Annotated in this window: 14 protein-coding genes and 1 pseudogene; all 15 read right to left on the bottom strand. The window is 36.2% G+C overall.

Features of this window, described 5'->3' with window-relative positions:
- Window positions 1-14 precede the first annotated feature (14 nt).
- Entirely contained in the window at window positions 15-1,016 is a 1,002-nt protein-coding gene (locus AVJ19_RS07740; protein WP_162626563.1) for a hypothetical protein, read from the bottom strand.
- A gap of 14 nt (window positions 1,017-1,030) precedes the next feature.
- Window positions 1,031-2,338, bottom strand: a complete 1,308-nt coding sequence (locus AVJ19_RS07735) for a CDP-glycerol glycerophosphotransferase family protein (RefSeq protein WP_111859184.1) — start codon at window positions 2,336-2,338, stop codon at window positions 1,031-1,033.
- Window positions 2,339-2,368: 30 nt separating this feature from the next.
- Entirely contained in the window at window positions 2,369-4,093 is a 1,725-nt protein-coding gene (locus AVJ19_RS07730) for an ABC transporter ATP-binding protein (RefSeq protein ID WP_228203315.1), read from the bottom strand.
- Window positions 4,086-4,949, bottom strand: coding sequence for a glycosyltransferase family 2 protein (locus tag AVJ19_RS07725; protein WP_111859183.1), 864 nt, complete (start codon window positions 4,947-4,949; stop codon window positions 4,086-4,088). The genes AVJ19_RS07730 and AVJ19_RS07725 overlap by 8 nt, the downstream gene beginning before the upstream one ends.
- Window positions 4,946-5,293 carry a prepilin-type N-terminal cleavage/methylation domain-containing protein gene (locus AVJ19_RS22775; RefSeq protein WP_416240576.1) on the bottom strand — a complete coding sequence of 116 codons (348 nt, stop codon included), beginning with the start codon at window positions 5,291-5,293 and terminating at the stop codon, window positions 4,946-4,948. The genes AVJ19_RS07725 and AVJ19_RS22775 overlap by 4 nt, the downstream gene beginning before the upstream one ends.
- A gap of 50 nt (window positions 5,294-5,343) precedes the next feature.
- Window positions 5,344-7,182 (bottom strand): hypothetical protein, encoded by a 1,839-nt coding sequence (locus AVJ19_RS07715; RefSeq protein WP_111859181.1) that lies wholly within the window; start codon window positions 7,180-7,182, stop codon window positions 5,344-5,346.
- Window positions 7,183-7,273: 91 nt separating this feature from the next.
- The gene (locus AVJ19_RS22770) at window positions 7,274-7,636 is read right to left on the bottom strand and encodes a pilin (RefSeq protein WP_111859180.1); all 363 of its coding nucleotides are present in this window, start codon (window positions 7,634-7,636) and stop codon (window positions 7,274-7,276) included.
- 194 nt (window positions 7,637-7,830) lie between these two features.
- Complete coding sequence (locus AVJ19_RS07705) at window positions 7,831-8,391, bottom strand: TPM domain-containing protein (protein ID WP_111859179.1); 561 nt, start codon at window positions 8,389-8,391, stop codon at window positions 7,831-7,833.
- A complete protein-coding gene (locus AVJ19_RS07700; RefSeq protein WP_416240575.1) occupies window positions 8,385-9,467 on the bottom strand; it encodes a TPM domain-containing protein in 1,083 nt (360 codons plus the stop codon). Before AVJ19_RS07700 ends, AVJ19_RS07705 begins: the two co-directional genes overlap by 7 nt.
- A 32-nt stretch (window positions 9,468-9,499) precedes the next feature.
- Entirely contained in the window at window positions 9,500-10,087 is a 588-nt protein-coding gene (locus AVJ19_RS07695) for a LemA family protein (RefSeq protein WP_111859178.1), read from the bottom strand.
- 121 nt (window positions 10,088-10,208) lie between these two features.
- A complete protein-coding gene (locus tag AVJ19_RS07690; protein ID WP_228203314.1) occupies window positions 10,209-10,946 on the bottom strand; it encodes a tetratricopeptide repeat protein in 738 nt (245 codons plus the stop codon).
- A 186-nt stretch (window positions 10,947-11,132) separates the two neighbouring features.
- Complete coding sequence (locus AVJ19_RS07685; protein ID WP_111859176.1) at window positions 11,133-11,537, bottom strand: ribosome-binding factor A; 405 nt, start codon at window positions 11,535-11,537, stop codon at window positions 11,133-11,135.
- A pseudogene (infB, locus tag AVJ19_RS07680) lies at window positions 11,537-14,244 on the bottom strand (translation initiation factor IF-2). Before infB ends, AVJ19_RS07685 begins: the two are co-directional and overlap by 1 nt.
- 10 nt (window positions 14,245-14,254) lie before the next feature.
- Window positions 14,255-15,739: a transcription termination factor NusA gene (nusA, locus tag AVJ19_RS07675; protein ID WP_111859175.1), complete on the bottom strand. Its 1,485-nt coding sequence runs from the start codon at window positions 15,737-15,739 to the stop codon at window positions 14,255-14,257.
- A 40-nt stretch (window positions 15,740-15,779) separates the two neighbouring features.
- Window positions 15,780-16,304: a ribosome maturation factor RimP gene (gene rimP / locus AVJ19_RS07670; RefSeq protein WP_111859174.1), complete on the bottom strand. Its 525-nt coding sequence runs from the start codon at window positions 16,302-16,304 to the stop codon at window positions 15,780-15,782.
- Window positions 16,305-16,526 lie beyond the last annotated feature (222 nt).

Here is a 16,526-nt window from a genome sequence, read left to right as displayed (position 1 = left end):
ACCAAATCTCCGAATTAGAGTTTTTTCATTTTCTCAATTTGAAATTTAAGATAATTTTTTACTTCTTCTTGTTCAATGATATAAGCCTGTAAAATATCTAACTCTTCATTAATTTCAGCAATATAATTCATATCCTGTAAAATTTCTTCTTCAATAGAAATCTCTTGTAACAAGTAAGAAATATCTCGCATTTCACCTTTTGAAAGATCTGTTAGAGTTGCAATATGTTCGGTTTTTCTAAATGGAAAAAAATGCCTTACTGTCCGAGCATCAAATAAATTTTCATTCACAGCTCGTGAAATCACCTCGGATTTTGAAATAATATATTTCTCATCTCTCAAGAAGCGATGGCGTAAATGATTACCAACAAAAATTGATTCATCATCATAATGAATGCGAATCACAGGAGCATATTTAAACCCATATCTCATCAAAAAAGCATAACGATATGAACCATCAAGCACAATATTATACTTACTATCTACAATAATTGGTTTTTTAATCATGCCATCTTTTAGTATTAATTCTTCAATATTTTTAAGATGGTGAGGCAAAACTCGTTCCAATGGTTTTAACTCACTTATTTTCATTAATTGAAATTGATATAACTGTTTTTTATCCTCTAATGCAATAGTATTTTGACTTTGTGATAACTCCCGTATTTCGCTACCACTATATCCTAGACCTTCTGTTCTAGACCAAAATCTAGTTTTATAACCCTGTTTCTTTAATACATCTAATACCTTATGATTACCAGAAACCACAATATCAAATGAAAAATTTGATAAAGAAGCTGTTCCAGCTTCAACCATGCCATCAATTAAAACAACTTCTATATTATTACATGTTGATAAAACCTCTGATAAAATGGAATAAACTTCACCATAGTCGATTATTTTTGGTGTACCTTTGGTAATACCAATAATAAGCTGTTCATAATCCTTTGCTACATTCAAAATCGTACGGACATGTCCTAAATGTGGCGGTTGGAATTTTCCTAAAAAAATTGCTTTCATCTCTATCGCTCTGATCATGAATGACCAATATTTTGTTTTATTTCCTGAATAATTTTACTTGATGGAGAATTTCCATGATACAAAGGAATAAACTCTTGATGATAGAATAGAGTATGCTCATCCTTTATTTTGGCTGTTCCAACAATTAAATGAAAAATAAATTGCTCTATTTCATCTTGATTACTTGCCTGAGTACATGCTTCTAATGCTTTCATTGCTAAAGGACTTAAAGTATTTTTAGTTTTTTTGGAAATAAGATATAAAACAGGTTTTTTTTGCATTAGATATTCAACTAAGAAAGTGCCACTATCGTGAATCATTGCATCAGACTCTAAAAATAAATTGGTGTACTCCCCTTCATTGAGTTGGGTATTTTCTTGGATTTCCCAAAACCTATAATAACAATTTGTTCTTTCAACGCCCCAATCTGAATGTTGATAAAGTTTTACCTTTAATTCAGGATGTGGCTTAAAAGACCACACTACATCTTTTTTATATTTTACGGAAAGCTCTTTAAAAAATTCAGCATATTCTAAAAAATTTGACAACTTAAACCCATGAATATTTTCAATCGTATGATGTGGGGCAAAAATTATTTTTTTTCGTTTATCCTGTGCTTTCCACACTAATTTTTTTTCCGGATTATTAATTAAATATTCAAGCGCAGGATAACCTGTCAGAATTGTATTACGACCTTTAATCGTAGAATATTTTTTAAAACCATTATAAGCATACTCATCAGTTACAAAATTCCTCCACAATGCATTATGCAATAGTTGGTCAAAATTTGGCACTTTATTCCCCATCTCACTGATAATATATCCATAACCACAAAAACAGCTTAGATAATTTAAATAAGCATCTTCATAATATTCTCTTCTTGTCATATTATGTGGAATGCTAAAAAATACAATATCAGGTTTTATTTCTTGCAGATTAATCCATCTTTCTTCTGCTTCAACATATGCTGAAATCACAGGATAATTTTTATTTTTAAAAAAAGTATAGGTTTCCTGCATACCTTTCCACATTGCATCATCACTATACGATATACATGGACAAATTAAAATAATGGGTTCAAATTTTGGATCCTCAAGCATTTTCCTAAAAATTGGGTCAAGTTTCCACATACCTTTAAAAAGTTCCAAAAAAACAACTTTTATTGTTTCTTTGTCCTTTATATCAACTAATAATTGCTGATGCAGCATATACATTTTTTTAATAAGTATCTTTTTTCTTATTGGATCAAAAAAAGAACGTATTAAAAGACGCAACCCATTTTTTATAGGCTGTGGAATTAGTTTTCTTACTCCTTGCAACATATTATTCTCTTTATACAATAAGTTATAAAATTATAATTTTAAAATATGATCACACTTTGCCACAGCACTTTCTCTATGCGCAATAATAACCATTGTCATTTTTCCACTTAGACTCTGAATTGCTTCATTCACTGCTTTCTCAGTTTCAGTATCTAAAGCACTCGTTGCTTCATCCATAAAAATAACTTGTGGTTGCTTATATAGAGCACGAGCGATCCCCAAACGCTGCCGTTGTCCACCAGACAACAAAATACCACGCTCCCCAATCATCGTATTATAACCATCTTTCAAATTTTGAGTAATAAATTCATCTATTTGGGCAAGTTTTGCAGCATTTTTTACCATTTGAAAATTTATTTGATCTTTAGCAATACCAAAAGCAATATTTTCAGCAATAGTCATATCTGCCAAATAAATAAACTGTGGAACATAGCTAATCAAACCTTGCCAACTTTGTACATTACTATCATTGATTACTTGACCATCAATTTTTAAAACACCCGATACGGGTTGTAAAAGCCCTAACATAATGTCCATCAATGTACTTTTACCAGAACCACTCTTACCTATAATACCTAAACTACTATTTTTATCTATTTTAATATTAATACCTTCTAAGATTTTATATTCAGGTCTATTAGGATAAGCAAAGCTCACATTCTCTAACTCAATCTTATGATTAAACTTAATCATCTCCTTACTCGTATTTTGCTTAATTTGATTTGCATCTAACTCAAACTCACGACTTACACCACTTAAAATATACTCTGAAAACTTATATGTTGTGATCGCTCGATAAATATTTTGAGCTGCTGGTAACATTCGATATGCAGCTACACCATATAAGCCTATAACAGGCAAAATTGTTCCAACACTGTGATTTTGTAAAACCAAAAATATAGTTAAAAGAATTAAACATCCATAACCGATCGTCTCAATAATATGTAAAGGAATTTGTCCCAAGGATTCTTGTGCAGCGAAATGCCTAGCATAAATTCTAGAATTTTTATCAAATCTTTCAAAGTAATAATCATGTGCATGATTAAGCATTACATCTTTAATACCGCCAAAAACCTCCTGACAACTTTGATATCTTTCTAGATTTGCTTTTGAATATTCTTGGCTTATTTTAGTCATAATTTTTTTTACAGCTAAAAACATTAGACTATAAAATATAATAATTACTCCTGCTATTGTAATCGCCATCAAAGGATTATAAAAAACAAGTAAAATAACCATAGCTATTACAATCAATCCATAAGATAAAATTGTCAACAATGGTTTCAAAATACCTATTACAACCTGATCTACATCATTTAATAAAATTTTTATTAAATCTGCACTATTTCTTTGAGTAAAAAAATTATAATTTTGTTTTAAATAAATATTAAGTAAACGACTAGAAAAATAATGACGTTGTAAACTGGAAAATCTATTTAAACTATATTGAGTAATAATTTTAAGAATAGCTGAAAAAACAACAACTAAGAGTGAAATACTTCCTAAATAAATAATAAATTGATTAGTACTGCTTACATCTAACAATATATATATTTTTTTTAATAAAAAATTTTGTTGAACACTTTCAGGATTTGCTAATACAGCCAAAAAAGGCATAATTGAAACAACACCTATAGACTCAATAACAGTCATAAAAATAACTAAAATAGAGACAATTCCAAGTTTTCGCTTATCAAGAGGTGTTAGTATCTTCCAAATATTTAACAATGAACTTTTCAACTCAAGATTACTCATCTTTCTTATACATTAAAGTAGTAATTTGCTCTGAAATTAAACCCATGAGAAAAATCATAATACTACCCGTATATAATAATGCACTCATATTTGTAAAACGTTGATACTCATATAAAGTATAACCATACCAACCCGTTGCCAATAAAAATAATAGTACTGAAAAAGGTAAAAACATTTTTAAAGGTGAATATAAAGTTGCTATTTTAAATATAATTAAAAAAAATCGTACACTATCTTTGACAGGATGAATATGGCTTTTACCAATCCTCTTTGCAGCATGAATTGGAACATAAGTAACAGAATATCCCGCACGAAAAAAAGCCATCGTACTTGTTGTTGGATACGAAAATCCATTTGGAAGTAAATAAATAAATTCTCTAAATTTATCTGCCCTTACAACCCTAAAGCCCGATGTTAAATCTTCAACTTTATGATCAGACATATATGTTGCTAAATTATTATAAAGTTTATTAGCAATACCTCGCCCAACACTTGCTTGAGACCCTTTTTGCCTAGCACCAACAACTAAATCATATCCCTCATTAATTTTAGCTAAAAGCCTTGGAATATCCTGAGGGTCATGTTGCCCATCTGCATCCATAAAAATAATGATATCACCTGTCGCATGCCTTGCACCCGTTTTAATTGCCGCACCATTACCTTTTGAGTAAGGATGAGAAATAACTTGAGCACCTGCTTGTTCTGCAACATGCTGAGTTTGATCAGTAGAACCGTCATTTACAACAATAATTTCATTAACCAAACTGAGTTGTTGAATTTTTTTAATCGTTTCACCTATTGCACCTGCTTCATTTTTTGCTGGTAGTACAACTGATATATTTATACTAATATTCATGGAATTAGCTGACAATCTCCAGTACCCACATTACATTGTGTATTTTTCTTGAGTGTCGGATTTCCTCTTGTCTCAGAAATAAAAGTAACACCCCCCCTCTGCTGATAAACTGCTATTGTTGGCTTCTCACCACTTCTACATGCTGAAGCAATAAAATCAGGCGCTGTGGTATTTTCCGCAAAATTTGCCACAGCTGAGTTAATATAAGTCTTTGCTTCAGCTAAGCAAGCATTATTTGCACTATGTTGCATATAATCCCGATAAGCAGGTAATGCTATTGCAGCAAGAATACCAATAATCGCAACAACAATCATAAGCTCAATTAAAGTAAAACCTTTTTGCATATCCAATATCTCTCAATATTTTAAAATTTTAAGTATCGAAAGAAACATGCTTATTTTGCAGACTTTTCCTCCTCAACCTTCTTTAATATTTGCGACCACTCAACATAACGCCCCTTCTCTAACCCTTCAATTAATCCTACAATTATTGGATCATTTTTAGGATATACTTCAACAACTTTTTTAAAAAAAACAATAGTATTGATTCGTTGCTTACTATTATAGACCTGGTTCGCTACATTCAAATAATCTTGATCACTCATATTGCCTTGATGTTCTAACACAGTCATCGCAGCAATTAACTGATCTTCATCTATATCAAAACCTTTCACATAATTATCAACCAATATATTCATCGTCTGCTTATTTAATCGAGCATCAGTGGAATGGGATAAACTACGATTATAATTCCCCCAATCTTGAGTACTCGCAGTACCTAAGATAGATTTATAAATAATAATATTTGCGGCTATAGATGGCGTTCCTATTTTCTGAAATGCATCTTCAGAAATAGAAATAGCTTTCTTTAAACTCTCAGGATTCTTTGTAACATTATAATCATCAAAATATGTTGCAGCATACTGATTCCAAGCGCGAATAGAATAAGGGGATAATTTTGTCAGTTTTTGCCCAAGCCGAGCACCATTTCCCCATAAATAGCTTTGATATGCTGTATTAACAGCGAAAAAAATGATCAATGCCAAAAATATACTGCTAACAATTGTATAATTAACTTTAAATCGTTGACAGCCCCACAGGATTAAATCCGACAATGCTAAAACTGCGCCAATCAAAGGAAGATGATTACGATGTTCAAATACCAACTCCAAAGCAATAATATTACTAGAAATTAAATGCCCTGCAAAAAATAGTAAAATACCGAATGCAAATAAAGGACGAATATTTCGCCAACACCAAGCCCATATAATTAAACCACTGAGCAACAAAAAGGACGGGATTGTTGTCCATGGCTGCCAAATCGAACGAGAAACAGGATAATCCTCATAAATAAAAGGCAGTCGATCTGATAAAGGCAAAAGGATTTGGCTGAGGTACATTACAAGGACACGCCCCTGAGTAAGCAAGCGCTCCCAACTATTAAAATCTCGTCTTGGACATATATCCCAACAACCATATTTAGGGACAACTACAAAAATATACCCCAATGTCGCCAAGCCAACAAATAACCCATAGCTTTGCTTCAATCCACGTGTAACAACAGCTTGCCCTGCTTTAAAACGCAATACTGTAAGTTCTAACAATAAGGTATATACAGGTAATAAAACCGTATCCTCCTTACAAGTTAAAGCAAGTAGCCAAAATAAAATAACACCCACACCTTGTAAACGCCCCCGACCACCATTCATCTGATCTTGACGCATCAGTAAATATGACCACAAAGCAAGCACAATAAACAGCGTTGCCATTGTTTGCATACGTTGCACAATATATAAAACAGATGAAATCTGTAAAGGATGAACCGCCCAAAGCAAAGTTAAAACTAAAGCCCCAAGAGCAGCTTGTCGAGCATTCCATTTAGCAAGTAATAATAATTGTCTAAAGAATAAAGCCAGAAAAAAAGTAGTAATCGCATGAATAATAATATTTGTAACTTTAAATGTACTGGCATCCATGCTTCCTGCACGCCAATAATCTAGCGCAAAAGTCAACATCGGTAAAGCACGAGAGCCATTACCATCATGAAAACTCAATGCCGCATAAATCAAATCATCAATATTTAATTTTTCTATATAAAGTACATAGTTGGAAGTAATATTAATTCCATCATCTAATATAAATCCGCCATTTACGCCTAATAAAAATAGTATACATACAAGCAATACAACCAAAAGCACCTTAAAAGGAAAAGGCATCTTAAAAGGAAAAGGCATCTTTAAACTTCCAAATCATCATTCTATTTTTAATAATACATAAGCAATAAAAAAAGCACTCGAAAGTGCTTTTTATTAAATTAACAAAAACTTATGGCGCTAATGCACAAGAACCCGTACCACCATTACAAATTGTATCTTTTTTAAGTGCTGTATTACCACGAGATTGCGGTGTAAATGTAATAGGACTATTGCCTATATATGCATTTCTAGCAGTAGTACCTGTAACAACGGCAGTACAAGCAGAAGGTTTTGAGTCACTTGGTGTACGTAAGTCAGCAGAGTCAGCTACTGCTGTACCCATATATGCTTTTGCTTCACCTAAACATGCACTGTTTGCAGAACGTTGCATATAATCACGGTAAGCAGGAAGCGCAATCGCAGCAAGAATACCGATAATCGCAACAACGATCATTAATTCAATTAAGGTAAAACCTTTTTGAACTGATTTCATAACATTTCTCCAATATTTTAATTATTTATAAAAACAATTTTTAGTTTACGCCCTAACCCCAAAGTTATAAAACGCCAACCATTTAACACTTTGCTATTCTTATCTAATTTGTTGCTTTTTACAACAACAATTTTTCAGTATACTTTTTTAGCGTGTATTTATGTAAAAAAGTGACACTTTGTGTCACTCAGTCTTTAGTTTAAAATGATTGGCTTATTTGGAAGCTCATTTATATTTTCCAAATCTACTCGTTTATAATATAGATTCAATATCTTACCTATACTTTTAACACCCTCAATCACTGCATTTCTATGGCGTTTTGCTTTTAATTCAGTGATCATTTGGTCACAAATTATTTGCCAAACATTTTGCTCTGTCGCATTTTTGATACCTCGATCAACCACGATCTCCACTTTTTGCTCACACAAGTTCAAGTAAAGCAAAATCCCACTGTTCTTTTCAGTATCCCACACACCAAGTTCAGCAAAGAGTTGCTGTGCACGTAAACGTGTATCCTGATGATAAGCTTGATGACTTGGAATATGCCCTTCGATCACGACTTGTATTTCGCCAACATGCCCTTGTTCTGCTTGTTTTACTGCTTCTGCAATGGCGAGTTGGTCAGGCTTTGAGAAATAACGTTTTGATGCAGGTATATAAAGAAAATGCTTTAACCAACGTGCAAAACTTGGTACTACAGACTGCTGTAGTTTGGGTTCTGTAACAATTTCTGTTGTATCTGTTTTACTTACCATGAGCCTGAAGCACCTCCCCCACCAAAGCCGCCACCGCCGCCACTATATCCACCACCGCCACCAAAGCCGCCGCCCCCTCCACCTCGTCCTCCACCAGACAGGAACATTTGGAAAATAAGCTGCGCTAAAGAAGTAATGAGTAAAAAGAAGATTCCAAAACCTAAAACAAGGCTCATCAGAATCCCTGAACCATAAATTATGCCTGCTGCAAATGCCGTCACACCTGCAACCGAAGCACTCAAACGATTACCAATAATAAAGGATGCAAAGATACCAATAATTAAAATGATCATCGCTGTAGTCATGGTACGATCTTTGGCTTCTTGTTCTTGAATGGCTTGATCTTGGCGGGCTTTGAGTTCATCAGCAGCTTGTTTGGCAATCTCTGGATCTAGGTTTAAAATCCGTTCAATTTCGGTCACACCTGCCTGTATCCCTTGCCCATATTGCCCTTGTTTAAAATAAGGCGTGATTTGGTTTCGGATAATTCGACTGACAATAATATCAGGCAGCACTCCTTCCAAGCCATAGCCTGTGGCAATATGGATTTTTCGATCATTCACAGCAACCGCAATCAGTAAGCCATTGTCTTGTTTAGCAGAACCCAGTTTCCACTGTTCCGCCACACGCATGGCAAAATCAAAAATACCTTCATTACCTGTGGTTGGTACAATAATCACACCGATTTGTGCTTTGCCTTGGTTGTGAAGATTGCGAATTTGAGTTTCTAAATTTTGCTTTTCACTACCAGACAATACATTCGCTTGATCAAGGACAGGTTGGTTGAGTGTAGGAAGTTGCCGAGCACTTTGCCCCTCACTCATGTCATTGGCAACAGTAGGTACAGTATTTTGATTGTGTGTATTTGCCGCGTGCTGACTTGACTGTGGTGTATTTGATGATGTGGCATTTTGGTTTTGAATGACTTTACCGATCACCACAGCATCTTCAACACTGTCTGTTGCAGTCGCCACTTCCGCCCAAGTCAATGATTGAAAGGCAAATAGCAACGTACAGACCAACAGCATCAAGACTGCTTTCATTTTACGATGAATCAATTTGCACATTTCAATCATATTTCTCTCACTGCATTTTCCAATTTATAGCATTAAAAATTTACAGTTGGTGCTTTAGCAGCACCTGCTTCTGCACTAAAGTTTGGTTTGGTTTTCATACCGATTACTTTAGCAGTCATCGCTTGTGGGAACTGGCGTACATAGGTGTTGTAATCTTGCACGGTTTCTACGTAGCGTGTACGTGCAGTGCTAATACGGTTTTCAGTTCCTTCAAGTTGCACTTGTAAATCACGAAATTGTTCATTGGCTTTCAGCTCTGGGTAATTTTCAGTAACTACCAATAAACGTGACAAGGCGCTGGTCATCTGTGATTGTGCTTCTTGATATTTCTTAAATAGTTCTGGATTTTCCAAAACTTCTTTATCCACTTTTAAGCCTGCAACATTGGCACGTGCTTGGGTCACTTCGGTTAATACTTGTTCTTCATGTTTGGCATAGCCTTTCACAACATTGACAAGATTTGGCACGAGATCAGCACGACGCTGGTATTGGTTTTCCACTTCTGACCAAGCAGCAGTAACTGACTCATCTTTGGCTTGTAAAGTATTATATCCACAGCCTGAGAATGCTAATGTGCTTGCTAATGTTAATGCTAATACAGCCTTTTTCATTGGATTCATCGCATGTACCCTCAAGTATTTATTTGTATTTGTTGAAATAAACTTAGTTTATACACATTTTAAAGCGAGAATTGTTTAATTTCTTTACGACACATTATTTTATTTTGAGCAAAATATAAATCTAAGTGCTGAAAAAATAGCTGTTCACAAAATTACGAAATGAAAAGAACCATTGTTGAAAATGAAACCATTTTGATTTTTCCACATAAGCAATACGCTGATCTATTAGTTTTTGATCAATAAATTGTAGATGTTTTGCTGACGAATACAGAAAAATTGGCACTTCGGCATCACGTTTGATTTGTACAACTTCGATATTACCCAAATTAAACATGATTTGTGCAGTGATAGGATCTTGTTTAACAAATGCTAAGCGCTGTTTCATCTGGATTTCACCATGTGTAAAAATTTGATCTAAATCATAAAATTTCGTCCCATGAGGTGTAGAGATATGAACCATTTCAATCTGTGCTTTTGGCTTTTTTTGTGTCCCAAAATTAAGCCCTAATACATCATTTGTCTTGATCCAATTGATATTTTTTTGTTGTTGCATTTGTGCATCTAATATTTTGACATGAATCCACTCACTTCCCTCATGAATTTGTGGATCCCTTAATATCCCTTGATTAATCCAGTATTTTGCATGTTCTAATTGTCCCATCAACTCATAAGCTGTTCCTAAATTTGCAGCTGTTTTTGCGAGACCTGGATGTTGTTTTTCAATACTCTTAAATACAGTGATCGCTTCAGAAAAACGTCGTGCATAAATAAGCATCACACCATAATCATTTAACTCTTCCAATGTTTCAGGCTTTGTATTGTAATTTTTAAGGTGATATTCAGCATCACTTTGACTCATTATCCCTTGAGAAAAAGTAAAATCATAAGTATTAATACAGGCATAAATTGTTGTAGAACAAAAATATATAATACAAAAAATGAGGGAATACTTTATTTTCATTGTTTATTTATTATTCAAAATATTTTTTATTATAGCGTGTCAATACAAAAAAGCCACCCGAAGGTGGCTTCTGATTACGCAATATTATTCATCATCTTTTTTTGTTTCAGCTTCAGGTAAATCCTTCACAGCTTCCGCAATCAAACCAAACATATAGTTACCATATGCATTGGTTTTGTCATAATGAAAACGTAAACGTGGCGTAATACGTGTTTTGATTTGACGACTTAACTCGTGACGCAAGAAACCAGAGGCTTTATTTAGCACCTCTAAAGTTTCTTTATTGGCAGCTTCACTTTGCTCATCACCAAGTTCACGCCCCATCACAGTGACATAAACTTCAGCATAACCTAAGTCTGGGCTGACTTTCACTGCAGAGATGGTCACAAGACCACCTAAGCGTGGATCTTTCAACTCTTGGCGAATCAGTTCAGACAACTCGCGCTGAACTGTATCTGCCATACGTTTAAGACGTTGACTACCCGCCATTAAAGACTCCGTTTGATCAACTGAACATCATACACTTCAATCTTATCAAGTGCTTTGATGTCTTTATAGCCTTTCACCGCAAGACCACATTCCATACCTGCACGAACTTCTTCAACCACGTCTTTGAAACGACGAAGTGATTCAAGTTCACCTTGGAATACCACCACATCATCACGTAATACGCGGATTGGTTTATTACGGTGTAATACGCCTTCAAGTACCATACAACCAGCAGCTGCACCAAATTTACTTGAGTGGAATACTTCACGTACTTGTGCCACACCAAGAATCGTTTCACGATGTTCAGGTGCAAGTTTACCGCTCATTGCTGCTTTCACGTCATCAATCAATTGATAGATCACGCTGTAGTAACGAATGTCGATGTCATCAGTATCTGCTTTTTGACGAGCAGCGTTATCCGCACGTACGTTAAAGCCAAGTAAGAATGCTTCTGAAGATTCAGCAAGAATCACATCAGACTCAGTGATCGCACCAACACCTGAACTGATCACACGAACTTTAACTTCGTCAGTTGATAATTCAGAAAGTGCAACAATCAATGCTTCTAAAGTACCACGTACATCTGTTTTCAATACAACATTAACAATCGGCACATCTTTTTTGCCCATTGAAGCCATAAGGTTTTCAAGACGCATTGCAGATTGACGCTCAAGACGTTTTTGACGTTCACGATCCAAACGAGCTTCAGCAACTTCACGTGCTTTCTTCTCATCATCAACCACAAGAACTTCATCACCTGCCATAGGCGCTTCAGGAAGACCTAGAATCTCTACTGGAATTGAAGGACCTGCTGATTTGATACGTTGGCCATTTTCATCCGTCATTGCACGAACACGACCATAAGACGCACCCGCAAGAACCAAATCACCAACATTCAATGTACCGTTTTGTACAAGAATAGATGTTACTGCACCACGACCTTTGTCTACACGTGCTTCAATCACCACACCTTGTGCAGCACCTTCTTCAGATGCTTTCAATTCTAACAATTCAGCTTGAATTGAAATGAGATCAAGAAGCTCATCAATCCCTTGACCAGAATGTGCTGAAACCATTGCAACTGGTACATCACCGCCCCATTGCTCAGGCACGATTTCTTTCGTTGTCAATTCATTCAATACGCGATCTGGATCAGCAGATTCTTTATCCATCTTGTTGATTGCAACAATGATTGGCGTACCCGCAGCACGTGCATGATCAATTGCTTCTGCAGTTTGTGGCATTACACCATCATCTGCTGCTACAACAAGTACCACGATATCAGTCGCTTTCGCACCACGTGAACGCATTGCTGTAAATGCAGCATGTCCTGGAGTATCTAAGAAAGTAATAATGCCTTTCTCAGTTTTAACGTGATAAGCACCAATATGTTGAGTAATACCACCAGCTTCGCCTTGTGCAACTTTGCACGACGAATACGATCAAGAAGCGATGTTTTACCATGGTCAACATGACCCATAATCGTTACTACAGGAGGGCGAGTAGTTTGTGCACCACGTGCTTCTTCTGCTGCTTCAAGTAAGTTGTCTTCTGCTTGTGTATCCGAAATTAATACAGGGTTATGACCCATTTCTTCAACAACAAGCGCTGCAATTTCTTGATCAATCGCTTGGTTTTGTGTAACCAATTCACCCATTTTCATGAGTGATTTAATCACTTCACGCACTTTAACTGCCATTTTTGCAGCTAAATCAGCAACAACAATGGTTTCACCAATTTCAACATCATAAACTTGTTTTTTAACTGGTTTTTCAAAGCCATGCTTATTTGCTTGGCTAGTTTTTAAACCACGTTTATGTGGGTTATGGCTGAAAGATTGCTCTTCTTGACCACGACGACCACCTTTTTTCTGACCACGTGGATTATTCGTGTTTGTACCACGTTTAATTTCACGGTCTTCTTTGGCAAATGAATCTTCGTAAGCTTGACCTACAAGACCCGCAGCTAATGGTGAGTCATCTACTACACGAATCGTTGCTGTACTGTCTTCAGACGCATACTTAGATGCCATTTGACGCATTTGCTCAAGTGTACGCTGTTGACCTTCTTCAGCTGCTTTACGACGTGCTGCTTCTTCAGCGGCTTTCAATTGTGCTGCTTGAGCTTCACGTGCACGCTTTTGCTCAGGTGTTTCAATTGTTTTCACTGTCGCTTTAGTAATTGGCTTATTCGTAGATTTACGTTTCACCACAACTGCAGCTTTTGGTGTTTCTTTTGCAGCAGTTTGCTGTTTAGCAGCCGCACGCATTTTTTCCAAGTTTGCTTTTGCAGAACTTTCAGACTTATCTTGCTCTTGGCGTGACGTATCTGCTTTTGCTTTCTGTTCAACTTGAACTTTTACATCTGCTTGTGCTTTTGCAAGAGCTTCAGCTTTAATCTGTTCTGGATCTGGCTTTGTAAAAGTATGCTTTTTACGTACTTCTACATTAATGGTTTTCGCCTTACCCGATGTACTCGCTACTTTAGCAGTACTAGTCGTTTTACGTTTCAACGTGATTTTTCCTGCGTTACCCGCATCTTGACCATGTGATTTTTTCAAATGATCAACAAGGGTACTTTGCTGTTCTGTGGTAATCTTGTCTTCAGCTTTCTTTTGTGGCAATCCAGCTTCACGCACCTGATCAAGGAGCTTTTCAACAGGGAGTCCTACACTGACCGCTAACTCTTTAATTGACTTATCCGTCATGTATTACCTCCTAGTTAAACCATGATTCACGCGCTTTCATAATGAATTGACCTGCTTGTTCAGCACCTAAACCTTCAATATCTGCGATATCGTCAGTTGCCTGATCAGCCAAATCATCGACTGTAATAACACCACGAGCTGCTAAAGCATATGCAACTTCTGAAGTCATGCCTTCCATTTCGAGAAGTTCTTGACTTGGCTCTTGAATATTTTCTTGCTGTTTCAACGCATCTGCCAATGCTGCTTCTTTGGCACGACCTTGCAACATTTCCACAAGTTCAGCATCAAGCTCGATCTCATCAAATGTTTCTGCAGGAACATAAGCAATTTCTTCCAGTGAAGTAAAGCCCATTTCCACCAACGCAATCGCAAGATCTTCTTCAATATCAAGACGTGTAACAAACATATCTAAATATTGTTGCGCTTCATTTTGTTGACGAGCACGGTACTCATCCTCAAGCATCATGTTCAGCTTATACCCCGTTAACTCTGAAGCTAAACGAACATTTTGCCCTTGAGAACCAATTGCACGTGCTAACTGATCGCTTGTTGCAAAAATGATATCTGCTGTACGCTCTTCTTCATCAATCACAATACCCGATACATCAGCAGGCTCTAAAGCACTAGCGATATATTGAGCTGGATCATCAGACCATACCACAACATCAATACGCTCACCATTCAACTCAGATTGTACTGCTTGGATACGTGTACCACGCATACCAATACAAGCACCAACTGGATCAATACGATGATCGTTGGTTTTCACTGCAATTTTAGCACGAACACCTGGCTGACGTGCAGCCGCTTTAATTTCAATGATTTCTTCAGAAATTTCTGGAATTTCTTTTTTCATCAACGCAATTAACATTTCAGGTTTAGCACGTGACAATAATAATTGTGCACCACGACCTTCTTTGTTCACGCTATATAAAATGGCATTCATACGCTGTTTAGGACGCAGAATTTCTTTGTGAATCATTTCTTCACGTGCCAAGTACGCTTCTGCATTATCACCTAAGTCAATGATAAAGCCATCTTTGGTTTGTTTTTTCACTTCACCATAGATGAGCTCACCCACTTTAGACTCGTATGCTTCTGCAACTAAAGCACGCTCTGCTTCACGGATTTTTTGCACAATCACTTGCTTTGCAATTTGTGCAGCAATACGACCAAACTCGATAGAAGGAACTTCGAGCTCACGAATATCACCGATCGACCATTTTGCAGGATCTAAATCAGAAATGGCATCTTGGCATGCAGGCATTTCATGATCTTCATCAGCGACAACTTCCCATTGGCGGAAAGTACTGTATTCGCCTGTTTTACGGTCGATTTCCACACGTAACTGTGCTTCTTCAGAATTTGTGCCTTCGTAGAATTTTTTCTTTGTTGCAGCTACAAGTGCTTGCTCAAGTGCTTCAAAGATCGCTTCACGACTAACACCTTTTTCATTACTAACCGTCTCTGCAACGGTAAGAATTTCACGGCCCATAAGTCACCTACTATTCAAATTCTTATTCGTTAAAATTAATTTAGTCTTGATAGATTAAATTGGCTTTATCAATATTGTTACTATCAATTTCCAAAACTTGCTGCTTTTCAACTTCGACTTGAATCATTTCATTTTCAAGATCAACAGATACAAGCTTCGCTTGGAATTTTCGACGATTTTCAACAGCTGCGATTAAACGTAACGCAACTTGCTGACCAACGTATTGAGACATTTGTTTCAGTTCAAAAAAAGGACGATCCCAACCTGGAGACGACACTTCTAATGCATATTCACCAGAAATCGGATCATGTACGTCAAGAATTGCACCTACTTGCTGAGTCACACGTACACAGTCTTGTACGCCAACACCTTGACCCAACTCAACCTCACCATCTTCATTGATGACAGGTTCAGCACTTTGATCTACTTCTTTATCAATATAGATACGTAGTAATGAACGTTTCCCTTGAGGTAAAAATTCAATTCCCCACAATTCTACATCACAAGCTTGCACCGCAGGAGCGATTAAATCTTGAAGTGCTTGAGTTTTATTTGATAGCTTCATTTACTCTCGTCATTTTGTGCGATTTATGGTCGAAATGACCACCACAGACCCATACACACTATAGTAGTAGTGAAACATGACACTTTAACTTTGCCTATACGGCTCATATCGACACTACACGATAGCCAATAAAAAAGGGCGAAATTCGCCCCTATTATCGCACAATAAGCCTTGGCCCATTATGCAAAAAGACCCACCTATCTGTGAGCCCTTTTTAGAAAC

The organism is Acinetobacter sp. CFCC 10889 (assembly GCF_003268395.1).
Classification (GTDB): Bacteria; Pseudomonadota; Gammaproteobacteria; order Pseudomonadales; family Moraxellaceae; genus Acinetobacter.
The sequence above is the reverse complement of the archived record's forward strand: the minus strand, read 5'-3'. Positions and strand labels throughout refer to the sequence as shown.

What these genes read in the sequence shown, in the direction of transcription:
- AVJ19_RS07740 (WP_162626563.1), bottom strand. Translation starts at nt 1,016, where the DNA reads ATGAAAGCAATTTTTTTAGGAAAATTCCAACCGCCACATTTAGGACAT.
- AVJ19_RS07735 (WP_111859184.1), bottom strand. Translation starts at nt 2,338, where the DNA reads ATGTTGCAAGGAGTAAGAAAACTAATTCCACAGCCTATAAAAAATGGG.
- AVJ19_RS07730 (WP_228203315.1), bottom strand. Translation starts at nt 4,093, where the DNA reads ATGAGTAATCTTGAGTTGAAAAGTTCATTGTTAAATATTTGGAAGATA.
- AVJ19_RS07725 (WP_111859183.1), bottom strand. Translation starts at nt 4,949, where the DNA reads ATGAATATTAGTATAAATATATCAGTTGTACTACCAGCAAAAAATGAA.
- AVJ19_RS22775 (WP_416240576.1), bottom strand. Translation starts at nt 5,293, where the DNA reads ATGCAAAAAGGTTTTACTTTAATTGAGCTTATGATTGTTGTTGCGATT.
- AVJ19_RS07715 (WP_111859181.1), bottom strand. Translation starts at nt 7,182, where the DNA reads ATGCCTTTTCCTTTTAAGATGCCTTTTCCTTTTAAGGTGCTTTTGGTT.
- AVJ19_RS22770 (WP_111859180.1), bottom strand. Translation starts at nt 7,636, where the DNA reads ATGAAATCAGTTCAAAAAGGTTTTACCTTAATTGAATTAATGATCGTT.
- AVJ19_RS07705 (WP_111859179.1), bottom strand. Translation starts at nt 8,391, where the DNA reads ATGGTAAGTAAAACAGATACAACAGAAATTGTTACAGAACCCAAACTA.
- AVJ19_RS07700 (WP_416240575.1), bottom strand. Translation starts at nt 9,467, where the DNA reads ATGATTGAAATGTGCAAATTGATTCATCGTAAAATGAAAGCAGTCTTG.
- AVJ19_RS07695 (WP_111859178.1), bottom strand. Translation starts at nt 10,087, where the DNA reads ATGAATCCAATGAAAAAGGCTGTATTAGCATTAACATTAGCAAGCACA.
- AVJ19_RS07690 (WP_228203314.1), bottom strand. Translation starts at nt 10,946, where the DNA reads ATGAGTCAAAGTGATGCTGAATATCACCTTAAAAATTACAATACAAAG.
- AVJ19_RS07685 (WP_111859176.1), bottom strand. Translation starts at nt 11,537, where the DNA reads ATGGCGGGTAGTCAACGTCTTAAACGTATGGCAGATACAGTTCAGCGC.
- nusA (WP_111859175.1), bottom strand. Translation starts at nt 15,739, where the DNA reads ATGGGCCGTGAAATTCTTACCGTTGCAGAGACGGTTAGTAATGAAAAA.
- rimP (WP_111859174.1), bottom strand. Translation starts at nt 16,304, where the DNA reads ATGAAGCTATCAAATAAAACTCAAGCACTTCAAGATTTAATCGCTCCT.